General features: G+C 40.4%; 1 protein-coding gene. It reads right to left on the bottom strand.

Annotated elements, in window-relative coordinates:
- On the bottom strand, positions 1-1,186 hold a 1,186-nt coding region (glcS, locus tag DMP16_RS10055; protein WP_143577204.1), incomplete at both ends, for a glucose ABC transporter substrate-binding protein GlcS.

Here is a 1,186-nt window from a genome sequence, read left to right as displayed (position 1 = left end):
TTCCAAGCTGATAAACCTGCATTACCGACTTGTTGTAGTGTTAGTAATCCAGAGTCTATTTGTGCGAAGACATCATCAAATACTCCACCATCAGATAATTGATATACGAAGTCTTGAGGATTCTTAGAATCATTTATCAACTGTTGATAATCATACCATTGAGCAGGAGTGTTGAAGTAATCAGTGGCGTTCTTATAATATGTTACAGCCTTCCACTTAGTCCATATTTCCTGCCCTTGGTATGATGACCAGAAGTGGGCTAGTTGTAGAGCTTGTTGTTCTTGAGGACCTACTGGTATGCCTATGGAGTCAATTACTAGTGCATAGTAGTTTTGTGTTCCTGGGAATGGGGATTCTATTAGTGTTATGCTTGTGTTGTTTATGTATTGTGGTAGTGGTGGGTATGCTGATGTGTTTAGGAAGTCATATGCGTAGTTTGTTAGCCAGTTTCCATTTGCTTGGAATGCTACTTTTCCTTGTACGAGTAGTGTTAGTCCTTGTGTCCACGTCATTGATTGCCAGCCTGGGTAATCGTAGGATGTGAAGTTTAGGAACCAGTAGTTGGTCTCGTTTATTAGTTTTTGGACTGTAGCGTTGTTTAAGTTTATGGTTCCATATATCATTTCGTCATATAGTTGTGGTCCAGCTAGGGATAGGAATATGTCTTCCCATAGGTTGAATTGGTCCCATCCCCCGTCTCCACCGGGTATTATCCATGGGTGAATTCCGTGGTTTGCCAACTGTACTGTATCATAAATTAGTGTACTCAAATTGTAGGGGAATGGTAAATTATACTCCCTTAATAACTGAGCATTAACATATAATAATGCTCCTCTATGAACATTTACTGGAATAGATAACAATGTTCCATTAAACGCTCCTGCTTGTAATACTTCGTATACTGCATTGTTGAATAGTCCCCATTGTTGGGCATAGGGTGTAACGTTAACAAATGAATTTACACCATTAGGCGCAGCCTCAACATAACTAATCATTTCCGGACCAAAATGTACCTGAAACGCTGCTGGTGGTTTTCCAGCTTCTATTAGAGCTAATATTGCGTATTTAGCGTTTGTCCCACCAGCTCCAGGCACAATATAGGGTTGCATTTGTAATCCAGTAGCGCTTTGGAATGCTGGTACTAAGTGTTGTAGGGCTATTTTTCCTTCTGTTGCCCACCATGTGT

Origin of the sequence: Sulfolobus sp. B1 (assembly GCF_007050195.1) — an archaeon.
GTDB lineage: Archaea > Thermoproteota > Thermoprotei_A > Sulfolobales > Sulfolobaceae > Saccharolobus.
The sequence above is the reverse complement of the archived record's forward strand: the minus strand, read 5'-3'. Positions and strand labels throughout refer to the sequence as shown.